A 15,262-nucleotide genomic window follows, 5' to 3' on the forward strand; every position below is an offset into this window, starting at 1 on the left:
TCCGCAAGGTAGGCGATGTCACCCGCTCACAGCGGTTCGGCCAGCAGCACGACCCGGTCGTGCTCCGGGTGGACCGGGCTTCCGTCTTCTTGCGTCATGAGAACCGGCTTTCCCAGCTCTCGGCCGATGCCCTGCCTGATCCCGTCGCCGTTTTCCGGCAACCGTCCGGGAATCACCTCTCGAAGCCGAGCCACGCGAACACGTCGCCATTTCCCGGCAACGGACTGGGCGGAGCGAACCGGAGAGCCGACCACGCACGACCGCCGCCGTCCGAACGGTTGCCGTTTCCCGGCAACGATCGCCCCACAAGCCCGCTCAAAACCCCAGAGTTCTTCCGCTCGATCTTCTCTGCCGCCTTGAGACGGAAGATTACGAGCCCCCTGGAACCGAACAGACCCGCAGCTCCACCAGCTCGGCATCGGGCTCGCGAAGGAGCACTTCGGCCGCTGAGGGCAAGGGCAGCGTCATGTCGCCCAGATCGATCCCGGCCGGATATCCCGGAGCAGCCATTTGATCGCGATCACCCGGACGCCGACCTGATCCGCCTTCATGTAACGGCTCCCCCAAACGCGACGACCTGCATGCAAGGTTCTCCCACGAAGGGGGCAGTGATGCGGCGACGGTGCTCACGAACGGCCTCTTTCGTGGTCGCCCTGGCGATCACTTGGACCACCGCGGGTTGCGACGACGAAACCGGGCAAGCCGTCGACCCCGGGTGCCCCGATGCCACGACCGGAAGCCGAGTTCCGTTGTCGATGATCGAAGGGCGGCCGCGGGACTTGTCCCAGCTGGTCATGTGCACCAACGCACGCGGAACCGCGATCTTCGTCGGCAACGGCACCAAGGTCGTCTGGCTGGTGCGGACGACCCCGAACGTCATGGCCGATCGACACGGCGGCGTACCCACGGACGTGCAACTCTTCCGCCTGTGGAGAGCGAAGAAGCTGTTATACGGAACGCCGCTCGAACCCGGCACCGCGTTGACCGTTCCCTTGCCTCCGGCACAGGTGACGCTCCAGATCGACGTCGTACTTCAACACCAGTGGGCGACGTTCGACATGCTGGGGAAAACGTTCTCGGCCGCCGGTGAAAACCTTCCCGAGTTGGTCAAGAACGACAAGTACAAGAACGCCGTGCGAAGTTGTCTCGAAGCCAGCACACGAATCGCCGACTACACCGCGGCGGCACGGTACGACACGGAGAAGTGGATCGATTCCCTTGGCTTGCTCACCGGCGGGGCCACTTGTGCCGCAGACCTCAAGCTCGCGGAGGACGAGCGGCAGCTCAAGGCCTGGCGCGAAGGTCGACGGCCGTTGCCGACGCTGAAACCGTCGACCTTCGCGCAAAACGCGAGATCGGTCTCGTCAGAATTCGACGACGTTCTCAAAGCGGTCGGCCAGATTCTGGCCAAGTAACAGGGGCGCCGTTGATCAATCCGGCGATCACGGCCATCTCCGCCGACGGGTCGACCACCGGCTGGATCACGATCTCACCGACCCCGGCTTCGGCCAATGCGGCCATGCGGAAGCGGAGGTCGTCCGGGGTCCCGACCAGGGTCAGGGTGTCCATCAGCGACGGCGTGATCAGGTCCCGGTCCGCCGGTGCGATGCGTTCGAGGTAGCCGGGGTAGAGCTTGGTGTACCGGTCCGGCGCGGTGGCCGTGGTGCCACGCCGGTCGAGCAGGCGGCGCACGGCGTCGCGTTCCTCGGCCCCGAGCCCACCGGCGACCGAAGGGGTGTCAGCGGCGAAGGCCAGCAACGACAACACGACGTGGCCCACCGCGTCCCGGGCCGGGTCGCCGTAGGGGTCGGCGCCGTCATCGAGGACGTGCAGCGCGGTCATCAGGTACGAGCCGGCCCGGGGTGTGCCTCCGCGAGCCGCGTGCAAGGCCCGCCAGGCCGCCGGATCGAGAAGTCCGAAAGAGACGAGGCCGGCATCGCGGCGGCCGGCGATCGCGGCGGCTTTCGGTCCCAGCGCGGCCACCACGAATTCGATCGGGTCGGCGGTGTTCACCGCCTGCCCGGCATGCAGGAACCGGACGTCGCGCACCCTGCCGCCCTCGCGGTACTCGACCGGGTGCCCGGCGCAGAGCCCTTGGAGCGCGGCGGTGAAAGCCTCCAGCTCGGCCGTCGTGGCCGGCGGCATGCCCAGGGTGCGCCGGGCGGTGTTCCCCGTGCCGACACCGCAGACGATCCGGCCCGGCGCCAGCGCGTTGAGGCTGGCGAACCCGCTCGCCGCGGCCAGCGCCGACCGCAACGCCGGTGACGTCACCCCGATACCGAGCTTGATGCGGCTGGTCACCCGCGCACACGAGCTCAGCACCACGAACGGATCACCGTGGACCATCGGCGTGTCGTACACCCAGAAGCTGCTGAACCCGAGTTCCTCGGCCCGCACGGCCAACTCCGCCACACCCGGATGAGCCGCGACCACGATTCCGGTCCGCACAGGACGCCCCCTTCCACCCGTGAATCCGAGCTTGCCAGAGATCGTCCCCGAATCGGTTACCGTGGCCTCATGCCCTCGCCTGATCGCCTCGCCGCTTTCGCGCTCGCGTCGTTCGTCCTGATCCTCATCCCGGGCCCCGCCGTGCTGTTCGCGATCAGCCGTGCCCTGGCCTACGGCCGCCGGACCGCGCTGATGACCGTGATCGGCGGGGCGCTCGGCAGCTTCGTCGCCGCCACGGCCGTCGCCATCGGGGTCGGCGCCATCATCCAGGCCTCCGCCGTGATCTACACCGTGATCAAGTTCGCCGGTGCCGCGTACCTGATCTACCTCGGCGTCCAGGCGATCCGGCACCGCCGGGCGCTACGGGAGGCTTTCGAGGCGCAAGCGGCCCCGATCAGCGGCGGGCGCACGCTGCTGCAGGGCTTCATCGTCGGCGTGACGAACCCGAAGGCGGTGGTGTTCTTCGCCGCGATCCTGCCCCAGTTCGTCGACCCCGCCGCCGGACAGGCCGGCCTTCAGATGGTGATCCTCGGCGCGGTGTTCGCCGTCATCGCCCTGGCGATGGACTCTGTCTGGGGTGTGGCGGCGGGAGCGGTCCGGTCCTGGTTCGCCCGCTCGGCACGGCGCCTGGACCTGGTCGGCGGAGCGGCCGGGCTCACCATGGTCGGGCTCGGCGTCGGCTTGGCCGTCAGCGGCCGCAAGGAGTCTTGACCTCCAGCGAACTGGAGATTCCATGCTGGACGCATGACGATCTGGATCTGTGGGACCTGCGGCGTCGAGCACCCCGACACCGCCGCACCTCCGGCCGGGATCTGCCGGATCTGCGCGGACGAACGCCAGTACGTCCGCGCCTCCGGCCAGTCCTGGACCACCGCGGAAGAGCTCGCCGCGGACCCGCACAAGCTGATCCACGAGCAGCCGGAGCCGGGCCTCCACCGCCTGCACCGCGAGCCGGAGTTCTCGATCGGCCAATGGACCTACGTCGTCCAGACGGATCAAGGCAATCTGCTGTGGGACCCGCCGAACGCCCTCGACGAGCCCCTGCTCGACAAGATCACCGAACTCGGCGGGGCGGCGGCGATCGTGGCGAGCCATCCGCATATGTACGGCTCGCAGGTGAGCCTGAGCCATCACCTCGGGAACGTTCCGGTCCTCGTGCATTCCGCCGACCGGGAGTGGGTGCGGCGGGAGGATTCGGTGATCCGCGAATGGCACGGCTCCGAAGAGATCCTGCCCGGCGTCACGCTCGTCGAAGCGGGCGGCCACTTCCCCGGTGCGGCGGTCGCCCACGTCGCCGCGAACGGCGGCTCGCTGCTCGTCGGCGACACCATCGTGCCGGTGGCCGCCGCGGGCTGGGTGACCTTCATGCGCAGTTATCCCAACCAGATCCCGCTCTCGGCCGGCCTGGTCGAGCGGCTCGTGGGCAGGCTGGAGCCCTACGAGTTCGACCGGCTCTACGCGCTGACAGGCGCCACTCTGCAGGCCGATGCGAAGGCCGCCGTGCGGCGCTCGGCCGAGCGCTACGTCGCGTGGGTCAGCGGGGCGAACGACCATCTCGGCTGAACGAATGCGATCCCGGCGGACGTCGGCGATGCTGTACGCGTGGAGTACGTGTCCCGAGTGCCGCGTCCGCCGCTGGACGGGCTGATCGACGACCTCTACTACCTGGAGGGAGCGCCGCCGTACGCCCGGCTGACGCTGCCTCCGTCGCCGTCGGCGTTGCTCATCGTCAACCTCGGTGACCCGTTTCGCATCCGCGCCGGCGCCGATATCGAGACGGCCGCGTACGCCGACGGCTGCGTGATCACCATGCCCACCCGTGCGTACGAGTTCGGCTACCCACACCGGACCACGTCCGTCGGCGTGCACTTCAAGCCGTGGGGGCCGTCGTCGTTCCTGGCGATGCCCGCGGCCGAACTGTGCGACCGGCCGGTGACGCTGGAGCAGGTTTGGGGACGGCCCGCCGTCGCCGGGCTGCGAGACCGGCTGGCCTCGGCGCCCGGCCCGCACGAGATGCTGGCGCTGCTGGAGGAGGAGCTGATACGACGGCTGCGCGAGACCTCCGGCCTGGAGCTGGTCCGCCATACGAGCGGCGTCATCGCGGCGACCGGGGGAACCGCGGCGATCGGCGACCTGAGCGCGGCGGCCGGGGTCAGCGGCACCCATCTGGCACAGCGGTTCAAGGAACTCGTCGGCGTCACGCCGAAACGGCTGGCCCGCACCCACCGCTTCACCGCCACCGTGTTCGGCATCGACCCCACCGGGCCGATCGACTGGGGCGAGGTCGCCAGTCACGCCGGCTACTTCGACCAAGCCCACTTCGGCCACGAGTTCCGGGCGTTCACCGGGCTCACGCCGACCCGGTACCTCGAAGTCAGGCGGCGGTTCCTGCTCGAACATCCCGGCCACGTGCTGGACGGCTGGCCACTCCCCGCCGATTGATTTCTTACAAGCGCGGCGGCCCGCGGCAGGCTAGTTTCGGCACCCTCGAAGCAGAGGAGGGCCCGTGGGCAAGGTGGTCATGTACAGCTCGGTGTCGGTCGACGGTTTCATCGCCGACGAGGACGACCAGCCGGGACCGCTGTTCGACTGGTTGACCAGTGGCGACGTCCCGTTGGACGACAGCGGTGTGCTCAAGGTGTCGCGCACGTCCTACGACCACACGCGGCCGTACTGGGACCGGATCGGCGTGACGATCGCCGGTCGCCGGGTCTTCGACCTGACGGACGGCTGGGACGGGAAGCCTCCGAGCGGGATCGACCACGTGATCGTCGTGACGCACCGGCCCGCCCCCGAAGGCTGGGACCCCGGCGCGCCCTTCCACTTCGTCGACGGCGTCGAGGCGGCCGTCGCCAAGGCGCGGGAGCTCGCGGGCGACCGTGTCGTCGAGATCGCGGCCGGCGACGTCGGTGGCCAGGCGCTCGCCGCGGGCCTGGTCGACGAGGTGCGCATGGACGTCGTACCCGTCGTCTTCGGCTCCGGCAGGCGCTTCTTCGGGTCGGTCCGCGCACAGCACCTGCTGGAGGACCCTGACGTGGCGATTCAGGGCAACCGGGTGCTTCACCTGAGCTACCGGGTGCGCCGCGACCACGAGGCGCGATAGGGGCCACGCCGGGTCGGTAGGGGTTGTCCGCCCGGACCGGCCGCCCGCACGCTCGGTGGGACGGGCGATCCGCCCGTCGCCGACGCAGGAGGTGGCCGGGTGGCGGACAACGACGAGGGACTCTGGGTACGCAGGTTCCATCCAGCGGACGACGCGCCCTACCGCGTCGTCTGTTTCCCGCACGCCGGGGGTTCCGCGAGCTATTTCTTCCCGGTCTCGCGGACGTTGAGCCCCGCTGCCGACGTACTCGCGATCCAGTACCCCGGACGCCAGGACCGGCGTCACGAACCGGGGCTCGCCACCATCGCCGAACTCGCCGACGGTGTCACCGAGGCGCTGCTGCCGTGGCTGGACCGGCCGACCGTCCTTTTCGGACACAGCATGGGCGCGTCCCTCGGCTTCGAGGTCGCCCGCCGGCTCGAAGCCGCTGATGTGCGACCGCACGCGTTGTTCGTCTCCGGCCGCGTGGCGCCCAGCCGCGCTCGCGACGAGACGGTCCACCGGCGCGACGACGCGGGACTCGTCGCCGCGGTGAAGGAACTCGGCGGCACCGACGCCCAGGTCTTCGAGGACGAAGCGATCCTGGAAATGGTGCTGCCCTCGATCCGGACGGACTACACCGCCGCGGAGACCTATCGATACACGCCGGGACCTCTGTTGCAGGCCCCGATTCACGCCCATCTCGGCGAAAACGACCCGAAAGCGACCGTCGGCGAGGTCCGCGACTGGGCCGCGCACACGTCCGGGCGGTTCACCCTGACCACGTATCCCGGCGGGCATTTCTATCTGAACACCCACGCCCCGGCCGTGATCCGGGCCATCTCGGACGCCTTGCGGCCGTCCGACCTCCATATCACCCAGTGAAAGGAGCCCTTCCGTGGTGCACATCAGAATCGATCCCACGGGATCCCGCGCGCGGTCGGCGGATCTGGAGTCCTACCAGAAGGTCGAAGACCTCACCCAGGACGTGAAGATCTGCGTCGACGGAGGCTACGAGCACTTTTCCCACGCCGGTGAGTTCCAAGAGGACGGTCATGAGGTCGTCGCCGTCTTCCGGTGGTCTGGCCGCACCAAGATCGCCGAGTGAGAGAAAGGGGAATCCCATGTCCGCGAGACTCTTCGCCCTCGATTCCTTGCAGACGTTCGACGAGCTCGAACACAGCGCGCTGGGGGTGGCGGAGTCCCTCCGGGAGCGCGGCGTGACACCCTCGACCAGGGTGATGCTGAAGGCCGGGAATTCGGCCGCCTACGTGACCACGCTGCTGGCCCTGATGCATGTCGGTGCGAGCATCGTCCTCGTCGACCAGCAGGAGAACGCCGCCGAGACCCAGCGGGTCTGCAACCAGGCCGGGGTCAAGATCAGCCTGGTCGACGAGGACGCGCCGTTGGTCACCGACGGCCCGCACACCCTGCTCTACGAATTGCTCGTCGCCGGGGCGTCACAGGCCACCCGCGATCCGGAGCTGCGGGTGGGCCCGTGGTGCGAGCTGCCGGACGGGCTGATCATGTACTCGTCCGGGTCGACCGGAGTGCCCAAGGGCGTGGTCAAGAACGGCGGGCGGTTCCTGAAGAACCTCCAGCGCAACGCCGACCAGGTCGGCCACCACTCGGGCGACGTGCTGATGCCGATGCTGCCCTTCTCCCATCAGTACGGCCTGTCGATGGTGCTGATCGCGTGGCTGGTGCGCTGTTCGCTCGTGGTTGCGCCGTACCGGCGGATCGACCGCGCGCTGCGGATGGCGGGCCAGTGCGGGGTGACCGTGACCGACGGCACGCCGTCGACCTACCAGAGCATCCTCAACATCGTGAAGCGCAATCCCCGCTACGGCCTCGATCTGGCTGGGGTGCGGATGTTCTGCAGTGGCGCCGCTCCCCTGGGCTCGACTCTCAGCGAAGACTACGTCGCCTGGTTCGGCCTGCCGTTGCTGGACAGCTACGGCAGCACGGAACTGGGCAATCTCGCGTTCGCGACGCCGGAGAACCCGGTCGGCTGCGGCCGCGCGCTCCCCGGGCACGAACTGCGGATCCTCGACGACGAAGGCAATCCGCTGCCCGCCGGGCAGACCGGCGAGATCGTGATGCACTGCCCCGACATGATGGCGGGCTACCTCGCCGCGGACGGCTCCCTGGAGCCGGCGGAGCAGGGCTGGCGGCACACCGGCGACTTCGGCTACCTGGACGAGAACGAGAACCTGTTCGTGGTGGGCCGCAAGTTCGCCGTGCACCGCAAGGGACACACGCTCTATCCGGAGATCATCGAGCACAAGGTCACCGAAGCGCTGTGCCCGGTCAAGATCATCGCGCTGCCGGACGAACGGCGTGGCTGCCAGCTGGCGTTCTTCGTCGAAGATCCGCTCGGCCACGACGGCAGGCACTGGCGTACGCGTATCGCCGAGGTGCTGCCGGAGTTCGAGCGACCGGACCGCATCCGGGTCGTCGAAAGTTTTCCGTTGAACCGCAACGGAAAACCCGACAAGAAGCGGATGACGGAACTGGCACTGACCGAATCGACCACATCGCCGAAAGCCGGCTGAGAACGTGACCGACGAACGCACCGCCCTGGTCTTCCCGGGTATGGCCCCCACGAGAAGCGGGGACGTGAGCCGGTTCCTGATGATCAACCGGAAGGCACGGGAACGGCTCGCCACGGCCGAGGACGTCCTCGGCCGTCGCCTGCTCGGCCCCGCCCGCGAAGACGGCGATGTGTACGACGAGGCCGCGCAGGTCGTCTTCATGCTGACGTGTCTTTCCCTCGCGGAGTGGGCCGAAGATGCCCTCGGGGTGAAACCCGAGCTATGCGCCGGGCCCAGTTTCGGTCAGAAGGCACTGACCGCGTACACGGGCGTGCTGCCGTTCGAGGAGACCGTCCGGCTCACCGCGGAGCTCTCGCGGTGCGAGGTGTCGTACTTCGAAAGCGACTATTCCGACGTCGTGACCCACTGTTTCGTCCGGACTCCGGAAGAGGGTTTCGCCGAGGTCCTGGCCGAGCTGAAGGACGAGTTCCACGACGTTTCGGGCGTCATCGACAAGGGCTTCTACCTGCTTTCGCTGCGGGAGAAGGACTTGGAGCGGGTGAAGGCACGGGTCCGGGCGATCGGCGGCTACTCGATGCACACCATGCGCCCGCCCGTGCACTCCACGTTCTTCGGTGGGTTGCGCCGGCGGGCCGAGGAGGAAGTGCTGTCCGGCTTCACTCTCCGCGATCCCGAACTTCCGGTGGTCGCGGATCAGGACGGTGCGCTCCTGGACTCGGCGGCGGGGGTGCGCCGGATGCTGCTCGACACCTTCGACCGGCCGATCGACTGGCCGTCGATGGTCGCGACCTTGGGGGAGCAGGGGGTGACCTCGTTGTGCTTCGCCGGGCCGGACAATCTCTTCCACCGGGTGGACAGCACGGTGGCGAATTTCGAGGTGCGGACGGTGACGCCGGGGATGGCTTTGAAGCCGCGGAGCCGCGTCTGAGGTTTTGTTGAGTGGGGAGGGTTTCGGACGTTGAGTGTCCGGAATCCTCCCCACTCGGCGTTTCGGGCTGAGGCCGGGGCAGCTTGATCAACGGAGGATCCGGGACGTTGAGTGTCCCCGATCCTCCGTTGATCAAGCTCCACGGCACACTCTCGCACCGGTCCTCACCACGGGGTTGCAGACGATGGCGCCGACTTCGATGTCGCCGGTGAACCCTCAGTTATCCTCGAACAGGCCTTTGAGACTGTGGTTCACATACGACGTCGGCGAATTGCCGTGGAAGTAGTCGGTGCCCACGATACTGGTCGTGGAGGATTTGGGACGTTGAACGTCCCAAATCCTCCACACTCGACTGTGCCGCGGGCGAAGGCTCCTTTCACCGCATCAGACGCGGCGAAGGGAGCCTTCAGCCCACCACCTGCTCAAGCGCGTGAAGGTCCCCTTCCCTCGGCTGAGCCGAGGGAAGGGGACCTTCACGCGCAGCCGTTACCCCAGCCACTCCCGGACGGCCTCGGCGGTCGTCCCGGCATGCCGCTCCAGCATCGTGAAGTGATCCCCCTCGACATCCACCGTGTCGTGCGGCAAGGCCCACCCGGACCGCCATTCGGCCCGGTCACGCCACGCTTCCAGCGGCTCCGATGCCCGCACGAGCAGGGTCGGCACATCGGTCGGCGCGGGCACGTAGTCGGCGAACAGGCGCAGGTAGGCGCCCATGGCAGTGAGCCGCGTGTCGTCCCCGAGGCCGCCGGTGAGCCGGTCACGGATGCCGTCCAACGCGTGCTCGTCCTGCGGGTAGACGTCGATCAGCACGAGCGCGCGCGGCGCGGAGCCCGCTTCCTCCAGGTGCCGAGCCAGCGCGTGGGCGAGCGGGCCGCCCGAGGAGTGGGCCACCAGGACCACCGGGTCAGCGCCTTCGCGGAGGATCGCGTCCGCCTGCGCGTGGAGAACCGCCTCGATCGAGTCCGGCAGCGGCTGCCCGTGGCCGAAACCGGGCACCGGAACGACGGAAACGTCCTGCACGTCCCGGAACGACGCCGCGAACCGCGCGTATTCGTGCGCCCCCGAGCCGGCCAGCAGGGAGGGGACGCAGACCAGTTCGGGGCCGGACGGGCCTTTCGCGAGCCGGACGGGTTGCAGGTTCTGTTCCCGTGCGGTTTCGACGGTGAACGACGGCCGGTAGCGCGAAGCCTGCGCGGCCAGCGCGACGAACTGCGCGACCTCGTCGAGTTCGATCGCGCGGACGAACATCGCGCCGAAGACGTCGGTGGCCGCGGGCGCCGGCTCGGCCTGGTCGGGGACCGAGAAATCACCGGAGATCCGTTCCGCGACGGCGAGCGGCGTCGGGTGGTCGAACACCAGCGACGGCGGGAGCCGCAGACCGGTCGAGGCCGCCAGCCGGTTGCGCAGGTCGACGGCCGTGAGCGAGTCGAAGCCGAGTTCGAGGAACGCGACGTCGGCGTCGATGGCGTCGGCACCGTCGTGGCCGAGGACGGCCGCGACCTGACCGCGCACCAGTTCCAGGATCTCCGCCTCGCGGCCCTCCGCGTCGAGTCCGGCGAGCCGTGCGCGGAACGCGCCGCCGCCGTCGGGCGCCCGCCGGGTACGAGCGCGGACGAGCCCGCGCAGCAACGGCGGCACCTCCTCGGCGCGGAGCGCGGCGAGGTCGAGCCGCATGGGGACGGTCAGCGTCCGCCCGGTGGCGAGCGCGGCGTCGAGCAGGTCGAGACCCTCCTCTGTGGACAGTCCGGTGAGTCCCGCCCTCGCCATCCGGTCGACGTCGGCGGAATCGGTCATGGCGCTGGTGGTCGCCCACAGGCCCCACGCCAGTGACGCCGCGGCGGCGCCGTCCGCCCGGCGGCGTTCCACCAGCGCGTCCACGAAAGCGTTGGCCGCGGCGTAACCGGACTGCCCCGGATTCCCGAAGACCCCGGCCGCCGAGGAGAACATCACGAACGGCGCGGCATCGGGCAAGAGTTCGTGCAGGTTCACCGCGGCGTCCACCTTCGGCGCGAGCACGCGGTCGAGCCGTTCGGCGGTCTGCGCGGTGATCAGCCCGTCGTCGAGGACACCGGCGGCGTGCACGACACCGGTCACCGGATGCGCGGCCAGCACCTGGCGCAGCGCCTCCCGATCGGCCGCGTCGCACGCGAGGATCCGGACCTCGGCACCCAGCCCGGTGAGTTCGCCCGCCAGCGCCGCCGCACCGGGCGCGGAAGCACCGGAACGGCTCAGCAGCACCAGCGAACGGACGCCGTGCGTCACCACCAGGTGTTTCGCGACGGCCGCGCCGAGGAGGCCGGTGCCGCCGGTGATCAGCACGACGTCGTCGTCGCTCCACGGCCGGGCCGGGCCGGGTTCCGGGACCCGGACGAGCCTCGGGACGAAGCCGACCCCGTCACGGACCACGACCTGCGGTTCCCCCGCGGGCAGCGCCGCCGGGACGTCGCCGTCCACGAGCACGAACCGCCCGGGGTGCTCGGACTGCGCCGAGCGCACGAGCCCCCACACCGCGGCCGTCACCGGATCCGGACGTTCGGTCGCGATCCCGCCTCGCGTGGCCACCACGAGCGGACCATCCCCTGGCTCGTCGAGCCACGTCCGGACACGTTCGAGCGCCGCACCCAGCACGGTGCGGAGATCCCCGGATTCGCAGTGCCACACCGTCGCGTCGTGGGGCTCGATCGCGCCCGCGGGCACCCAGTCCAGGCCGAACAGGGACTCGCGATACCCACCGAGACCGGACACGGACACCGGCCGCAGCAGCAGACCGTCCACGTCGGCGACCGGCAGGCCTTCACCGTCGGCGACGGTCAGCGCGACCCCGTCCGCCGCCGGCCGCAGCCGCACCCGCAGGGCAGTCGCGCCCCGCGACCACAAACGGACCCCGGAGAACGCGAACGGAAGCCGGAGTCCGTCCCCGTCTTCGGGAAGCACACCCAGCGCGATCCCGTGGAGCGCGCCGTCCAGCAACGCGGGATGCAGGCCGAAGGCCGGAGCGTCACCGGTCTGGGCTTCGGGCAGGTCGATCTCGGCGAAGACCTCGTTCTCGTGACGCCAAGCGGCGCGAAGTCCTTGGAACGCCGGGCCGTATTCGAGGCCCGCGTCCGCGAGTTCGTCGTACAGTGCCTCGACGCCGACGCGTTCCGCCCCGGCGGGCGGCCATTCCGCGAGCGGGGTGGGCACGCCGTCCGTATCGGGCAGCAGGACACCGGTGGCGTGCCGGGTCCACGGTTCGTCGCCGCGGCGGGAGTACACGCCCACCTCGCGACGGCCGTCGACGTCCGCGTCGCCGAGTTCGACCGAAAGCCGGACGTCCATACCTTCTTCGAGCACGAGCGGTGCTTCGAGGGTCAGTTCGTCGAGCAGCGCGCAGTCCACCTGAGCGCCGGCGCTCAGCGCGAGTTCCACGAAAGCGGTGCCGGGAACCAATACCGTCCCGGACACGGCGTGATCGGCGAGCCAGGGATGCGTCTCCAGCGAGATCCGGCCGGTGTACAGCAGCCCGCCGGTCCCGGGGACCGCGACGACGGCGCCGAGCAGCGGATGCTCCACGACCGTCTGCCCGAACGCCGACGCGTCCCCGGCGACGGTCCCGGCTTCCAGCCAGAACCGCTTGCGCTGGAACGGATACGTCGGCAGATCGACCCAGTCCGACGTCGGCAGGATCGAAGACCAAGCCGGGCTCAGGCCGTGCACATGGGCTTCGGCCAGCGACGCGACGAACCGCTCCGCACCACCCTCACCCCGACGCAAACTCCCCAACGCCACAGCATCTTCACTGATCCCAGGAACCAGCACCGGATGCGGACTCGTTTCCACGAAGAACCGGAACCCATCCTCCAGCAACCGATCCACCGTCCGCGCGAACTGCACCGTCCCGCGCAGATTCCGGAACCAATACCCAGCATCCAATTCCAGAAGCTCATCGGTCACCGTCGAATAAAACGGAATCACCGGCGCCTGCGGCGAAATACCCGCCAACGCAGACACCACATCCCGCTCGATCGCATCCACATGCGCCGAATGCGACGCGTAATCCACCGGAATCCGCTTCGCCCGCACATCCAGCAGCTCACACCGCTTGACCAGCGCCTCCAGACCCACGACATCACCCGACACCACCACCGCCGACGGGCCGTTCACCGCCGCCACCGACACACCCTCCGGCAACAACTCCCGAACACGATCCTCCGAGGCAGCCACCGACACCATGCCACCACGACCCGACAACGCCAGAATCGCTTTACTCCGCAAACACACCACACGCGCAGCGTCATCCAACGACAACGCACCCGCCACACACGCCGCAGCGATCTCACCCTGCGAATGACCCACCACGGCCGCGGGTTCGACTCCGCACGCCCGCCACAGGCGCGCCAACGACACCATCACCGCGAACAAAACCGGCTGCACCACATCAACCCGCTCCAACGCAGCCGCATCCGACAACACCTCGGACAACCGCCAGTCCACAAAGGACGACAAAGCCGCCTCACACTCAGCCATCGACTCCGCGAACACCGGAGCCGACAACAACAACCCCTCCGCCATCCCCACCCACTGCGAACCCTGACCCGGGAACACGAACACAGCCTTACCCGACTGCGCGGTGCCCTCGATCAGCAGGTTCGAGGGCTCTCCGGCGGCGAGCGCGTCCAGCGCGGCGCGCGGGTCACCGACGATGGCCGCCCGGTGCCCGAACAGCGGCCGCGCGGCCAGCGTGGCGGCGGCGCCCGGGAGATCCACAAAGGACCGAAGCTGCGCGGCCCTGGCACGCAAGGCCTCCGGCGTCCGCGCCGACAACAGCCACGGCGCCGCACCGGTCACCACCGGCTGCCGAGACTCGACCTCGGCCGCCGGGGCCGCTTCGAGGACGACGTGCGCGTTGGTCCCGCTGATCCCGAACGACGACACCGCGGCCCGGCGAGGACGGTCGAGTTCGGGCCACGGCCGTGCCTCGGCCAGCAACGAGACCGCGCCCGCGCTCCAGTCCACATGCGACGACGGGGTCTCCGCGTGCAGGCTCCGGGGCAGGGTCGCGCTTCGCAGTGCCTGCACCATCTTGATGATCCCGGCGACCCCGGCGGCGGCCTGTGTGTGCCCGAGGTTCGACTTGATCGACCCGAGCCACAGCGGCTGGTCCGACGGCCTGCCCTTGCCGTAGGTCGCGAGCAGCGCCTGCGCCTCGATCGGGTCGCCCAGGGTGGTGCCGGTTCCGTGCGCCTCGACGACGTCGACGTCCGCCGTCGTCAGCCGGGCGTCGGCGAGCGCCTCGCGGATCACCCGCTGCTGGGACGGGCCGTTCGGGGCGGTCAGGCCGTTCGACGCGCCGTCCTGGTTCACCGCCGACCCGCGCAGGACCGCCAGTACCGGATGACCGTTGCGCCGCGCGTCGGAAAGCCGTTCCACCAGCAGCATCCCGACACCCTCGGACCAGCCGGTGCCGTCCGCCTCTTCGGCGAACGGTTTGCAGCGGCCGTCCGGCGCCATACCGCGCTGGCGGCTGAACTCCACGAACGTTCCGGGAGTGAACATCACCGTCACCCCGCCGGATAGGGCGAGGTCGCACTCGCCCCGCCGCAGCGCCTGTGCGGCGAGGTGCAGGGTCACCAGCGACGACGAGCACGCGGTGTCCACGGTGAGCGCCGGACCTTCGAACCCGAAGGTGTACGACACCCGGCCGGAGGCGATGCTGCCGGAGTTGCCCGTGCCGAGGTAGCCGCCGACCTCGTCGGGGATCTCGGTCAGCCCGGAGACGTAGTCGTGGTACATCAGCCCCGCGAACACCCCGGTCCGGCTGCCCTTCAGCGAGCCCGGATCGATACCCGCCCGCTCGATGGCCTCCCACGACGTCTCCAGCAGGAGCCGCTGCTGCGGATCCATCGCCAGCGCCTCGCGCGGCGAGATCCCGAAGAACGCCGGGTCGAACTCGGCGACGTCGTGGAGGAAACCGCCCTGCGAGACGTAGCTCGTGCCCTGCTTGTCCGGGTCCGGGTCGTACAGCGCCTCGAGGTCCCAGCCGCGATCGACCGGGAATCCGCTGATCCCGTCGCCGCCGGTTTCGACCATCCTCCACAGATCCTCGGGCGAGGCGACCCCGCCGGGATAGCGGCAGGCCATCCCGACGATGGCGATCGGTTCGCTGCCCGCGGCTTCGGTCTCCTTTAGGCGTTTCCGGGTTTCGTGAAGATCCGCGGTGACCTGCTTGAGGAAGTACCGGAGTTTGTCCTCGGTGTCTTTCATTTCCGC

At 69.4% G+C, this 15,262-nt stretch carries 13 protein-coding genes; 9 read left to right on the forward strand and 4 right to left on the reverse strand.

Going from position 1 to position 15,262, the window contains the following annotated elements; genetic code table 11:
- Positions 1-26: 26 nt before the first annotated feature.
- Positions 27-194 (reverse strand): hypothetical protein, encoded by a 168-nt coding sequence (locus tag DMC61_RS41125; RefSeq protein WP_158634081.1) that lies wholly within the window; start codon positions 192-194, stop codon positions 27-29.
- 175 nt (positions 195-369) lie between these two features.
- Complete coding sequence (locus DMC61_RS41130; protein WP_158634082.1) at positions 370-510, reverse strand: hypothetical protein; 141 nt, start codon at positions 508-510, stop codon at positions 370-372.
- Between the two features lie 368 nt (positions 511-878).
- Here DMC61_RS41130 and DMC61_RS10930 point away from each other — a divergent pair, with 368 nt between their 5' ends.
- Positions 879-1,415 carry a hypothetical protein gene (locus DMC61_RS10930; protein WP_125688935.1) on the forward strand — a complete coding sequence of 179 codons (537 nt, stop codon included), beginning with the start codon at positions 879-881 and terminating at the stop codon, positions 1,413-1,415.
- Here DMC61_RS10930 and DMC61_RS10935 read toward each other — a convergent pair.
- Complete coding sequence (locus DMC61_RS10935) at positions 1,384-2,448, reverse strand: LLM class flavin-dependent oxidoreductase (RefSeq protein WP_125688937.1); 1,065 nt, start codon at positions 2,446-2,448, stop codon at positions 1,384-1,386. The genes DMC61_RS10930 and DMC61_RS10935 overlap by 32 nt on opposite strands.
- 69 nt (positions 2,449-2,517) lie before the next feature.
- Between DMC61_RS10935 and DMC61_RS10940 the strand changes: the two genes are divergently transcribed.
- The 8 genes from DMC61_RS10940 (at position 2,518) to DMC61_RS10975 (ending at position 9,013) form a co-directional block, all read left to right on the forward strand.
- Complete coding sequence (locus tag DMC61_RS10940; RefSeq protein WP_125688939.1) at positions 2,518-3,159, forward strand: LysE family translocator; 642 nt, start codon at positions 2,518-2,520, stop codon at positions 3,157-3,159.
- A gap of 33 nt (positions 3,160-3,192) precedes the next feature.
- The gene (locus tag DMC61_RS10945) at positions 3,193-4,011 is read left to right on the forward strand and encodes a hydrolase (RefSeq protein ID WP_125688941.1); all 819 of its coding nucleotides are present in this window, start codon (positions 3,193-3,195) and stop codon (positions 4,009-4,011) included.
- A 57-nt stretch (positions 4,012-4,068) separates the two neighbouring features.
- Positions 4,069-4,890, forward strand: a complete 822-nt coding sequence (locus DMC61_RS10950) for a helix-turn-helix domain-containing protein (protein WP_125689416.1) — start codon at positions 4,069-4,071, stop codon at positions 4,888-4,890.
- A 64-nt stretch (positions 4,891-4,954) separates the two neighbouring features.
- Positions 4,955-5,551 carry a dihydrofolate reductase family protein gene (locus tag DMC61_RS10955; protein ID WP_125688943.1) on the forward strand — a complete coding sequence of 199 codons (597 nt, stop codon included), beginning with the start codon at positions 4,955-4,957 and terminating at the stop codon, positions 5,549-5,551.
- Between the two features lie 99 nt (positions 5,552-5,650).
- Positions 5,651-6,415 carry a thioesterase II family protein gene (locus DMC61_RS10960; protein WP_125688945.1) on the forward strand — a complete coding sequence of 255 codons (765 nt, stop codon included), beginning with the start codon at positions 5,651-5,653 and terminating at the stop codon, positions 6,413-6,415.
- 13 nt (positions 6,416-6,428) lie between these two features.
- Positions 6,429-6,638 carry a DUF5988 family protein gene (locus DMC61_RS10965; RefSeq protein WP_125688947.1) on the forward strand — a complete coding sequence of 70 codons (210 nt, stop codon included), beginning with the start codon at positions 6,429-6,431 and terminating at the stop codon, positions 6,636-6,638.
- Between the two features lie 16 nt (positions 6,639-6,654).
- Entirely contained in the window at positions 6,655-8,085 is a 1,431-nt protein-coding gene (locus DMC61_RS10970; protein ID WP_125688949.1) for a class I adenylate-forming enzyme family protein, read from the forward strand.
- Positions 8,086-8,089: 4 nt separating this feature from the next.
- Positions 8,090-9,013 (forward strand): ACP S-malonyltransferase, encoded by a 924-nt coding sequence (locus DMC61_RS10975; RefSeq protein ID WP_125688951.1) that lies wholly within the window; start codon positions 8,090-8,092, stop codon positions 9,011-9,013.
- A 486-nt stretch (positions 9,014-9,499) separates the two neighbouring features.
- Here DMC61_RS10975 and DMC61_RS10985 read toward each other — a convergent pair whose 3' ends face one another.
- Complete coding sequence (locus DMC61_RS10985; RefSeq protein ID WP_125688953.1) at positions 9,500-15,256, reverse strand: type I polyketide synthase; 5,757 nt, start codon at positions 15,254-15,256, stop codon at positions 9,500-9,502.
- Between the last annotated feature and the right edge of the window lie 6 nt (positions 15,257-15,262).

It is taken from the genome of Amycolatopsis sp. WAC 04169 (assembly GCF_003947535.1).
Taxonomy (GTDB): Bacteria; Actinomycetota; Actinomycetes; order Mycobacteriales; family Pseudonocardiaceae; genus Amycolatopsis; species Amycolatopsis keratiniphila.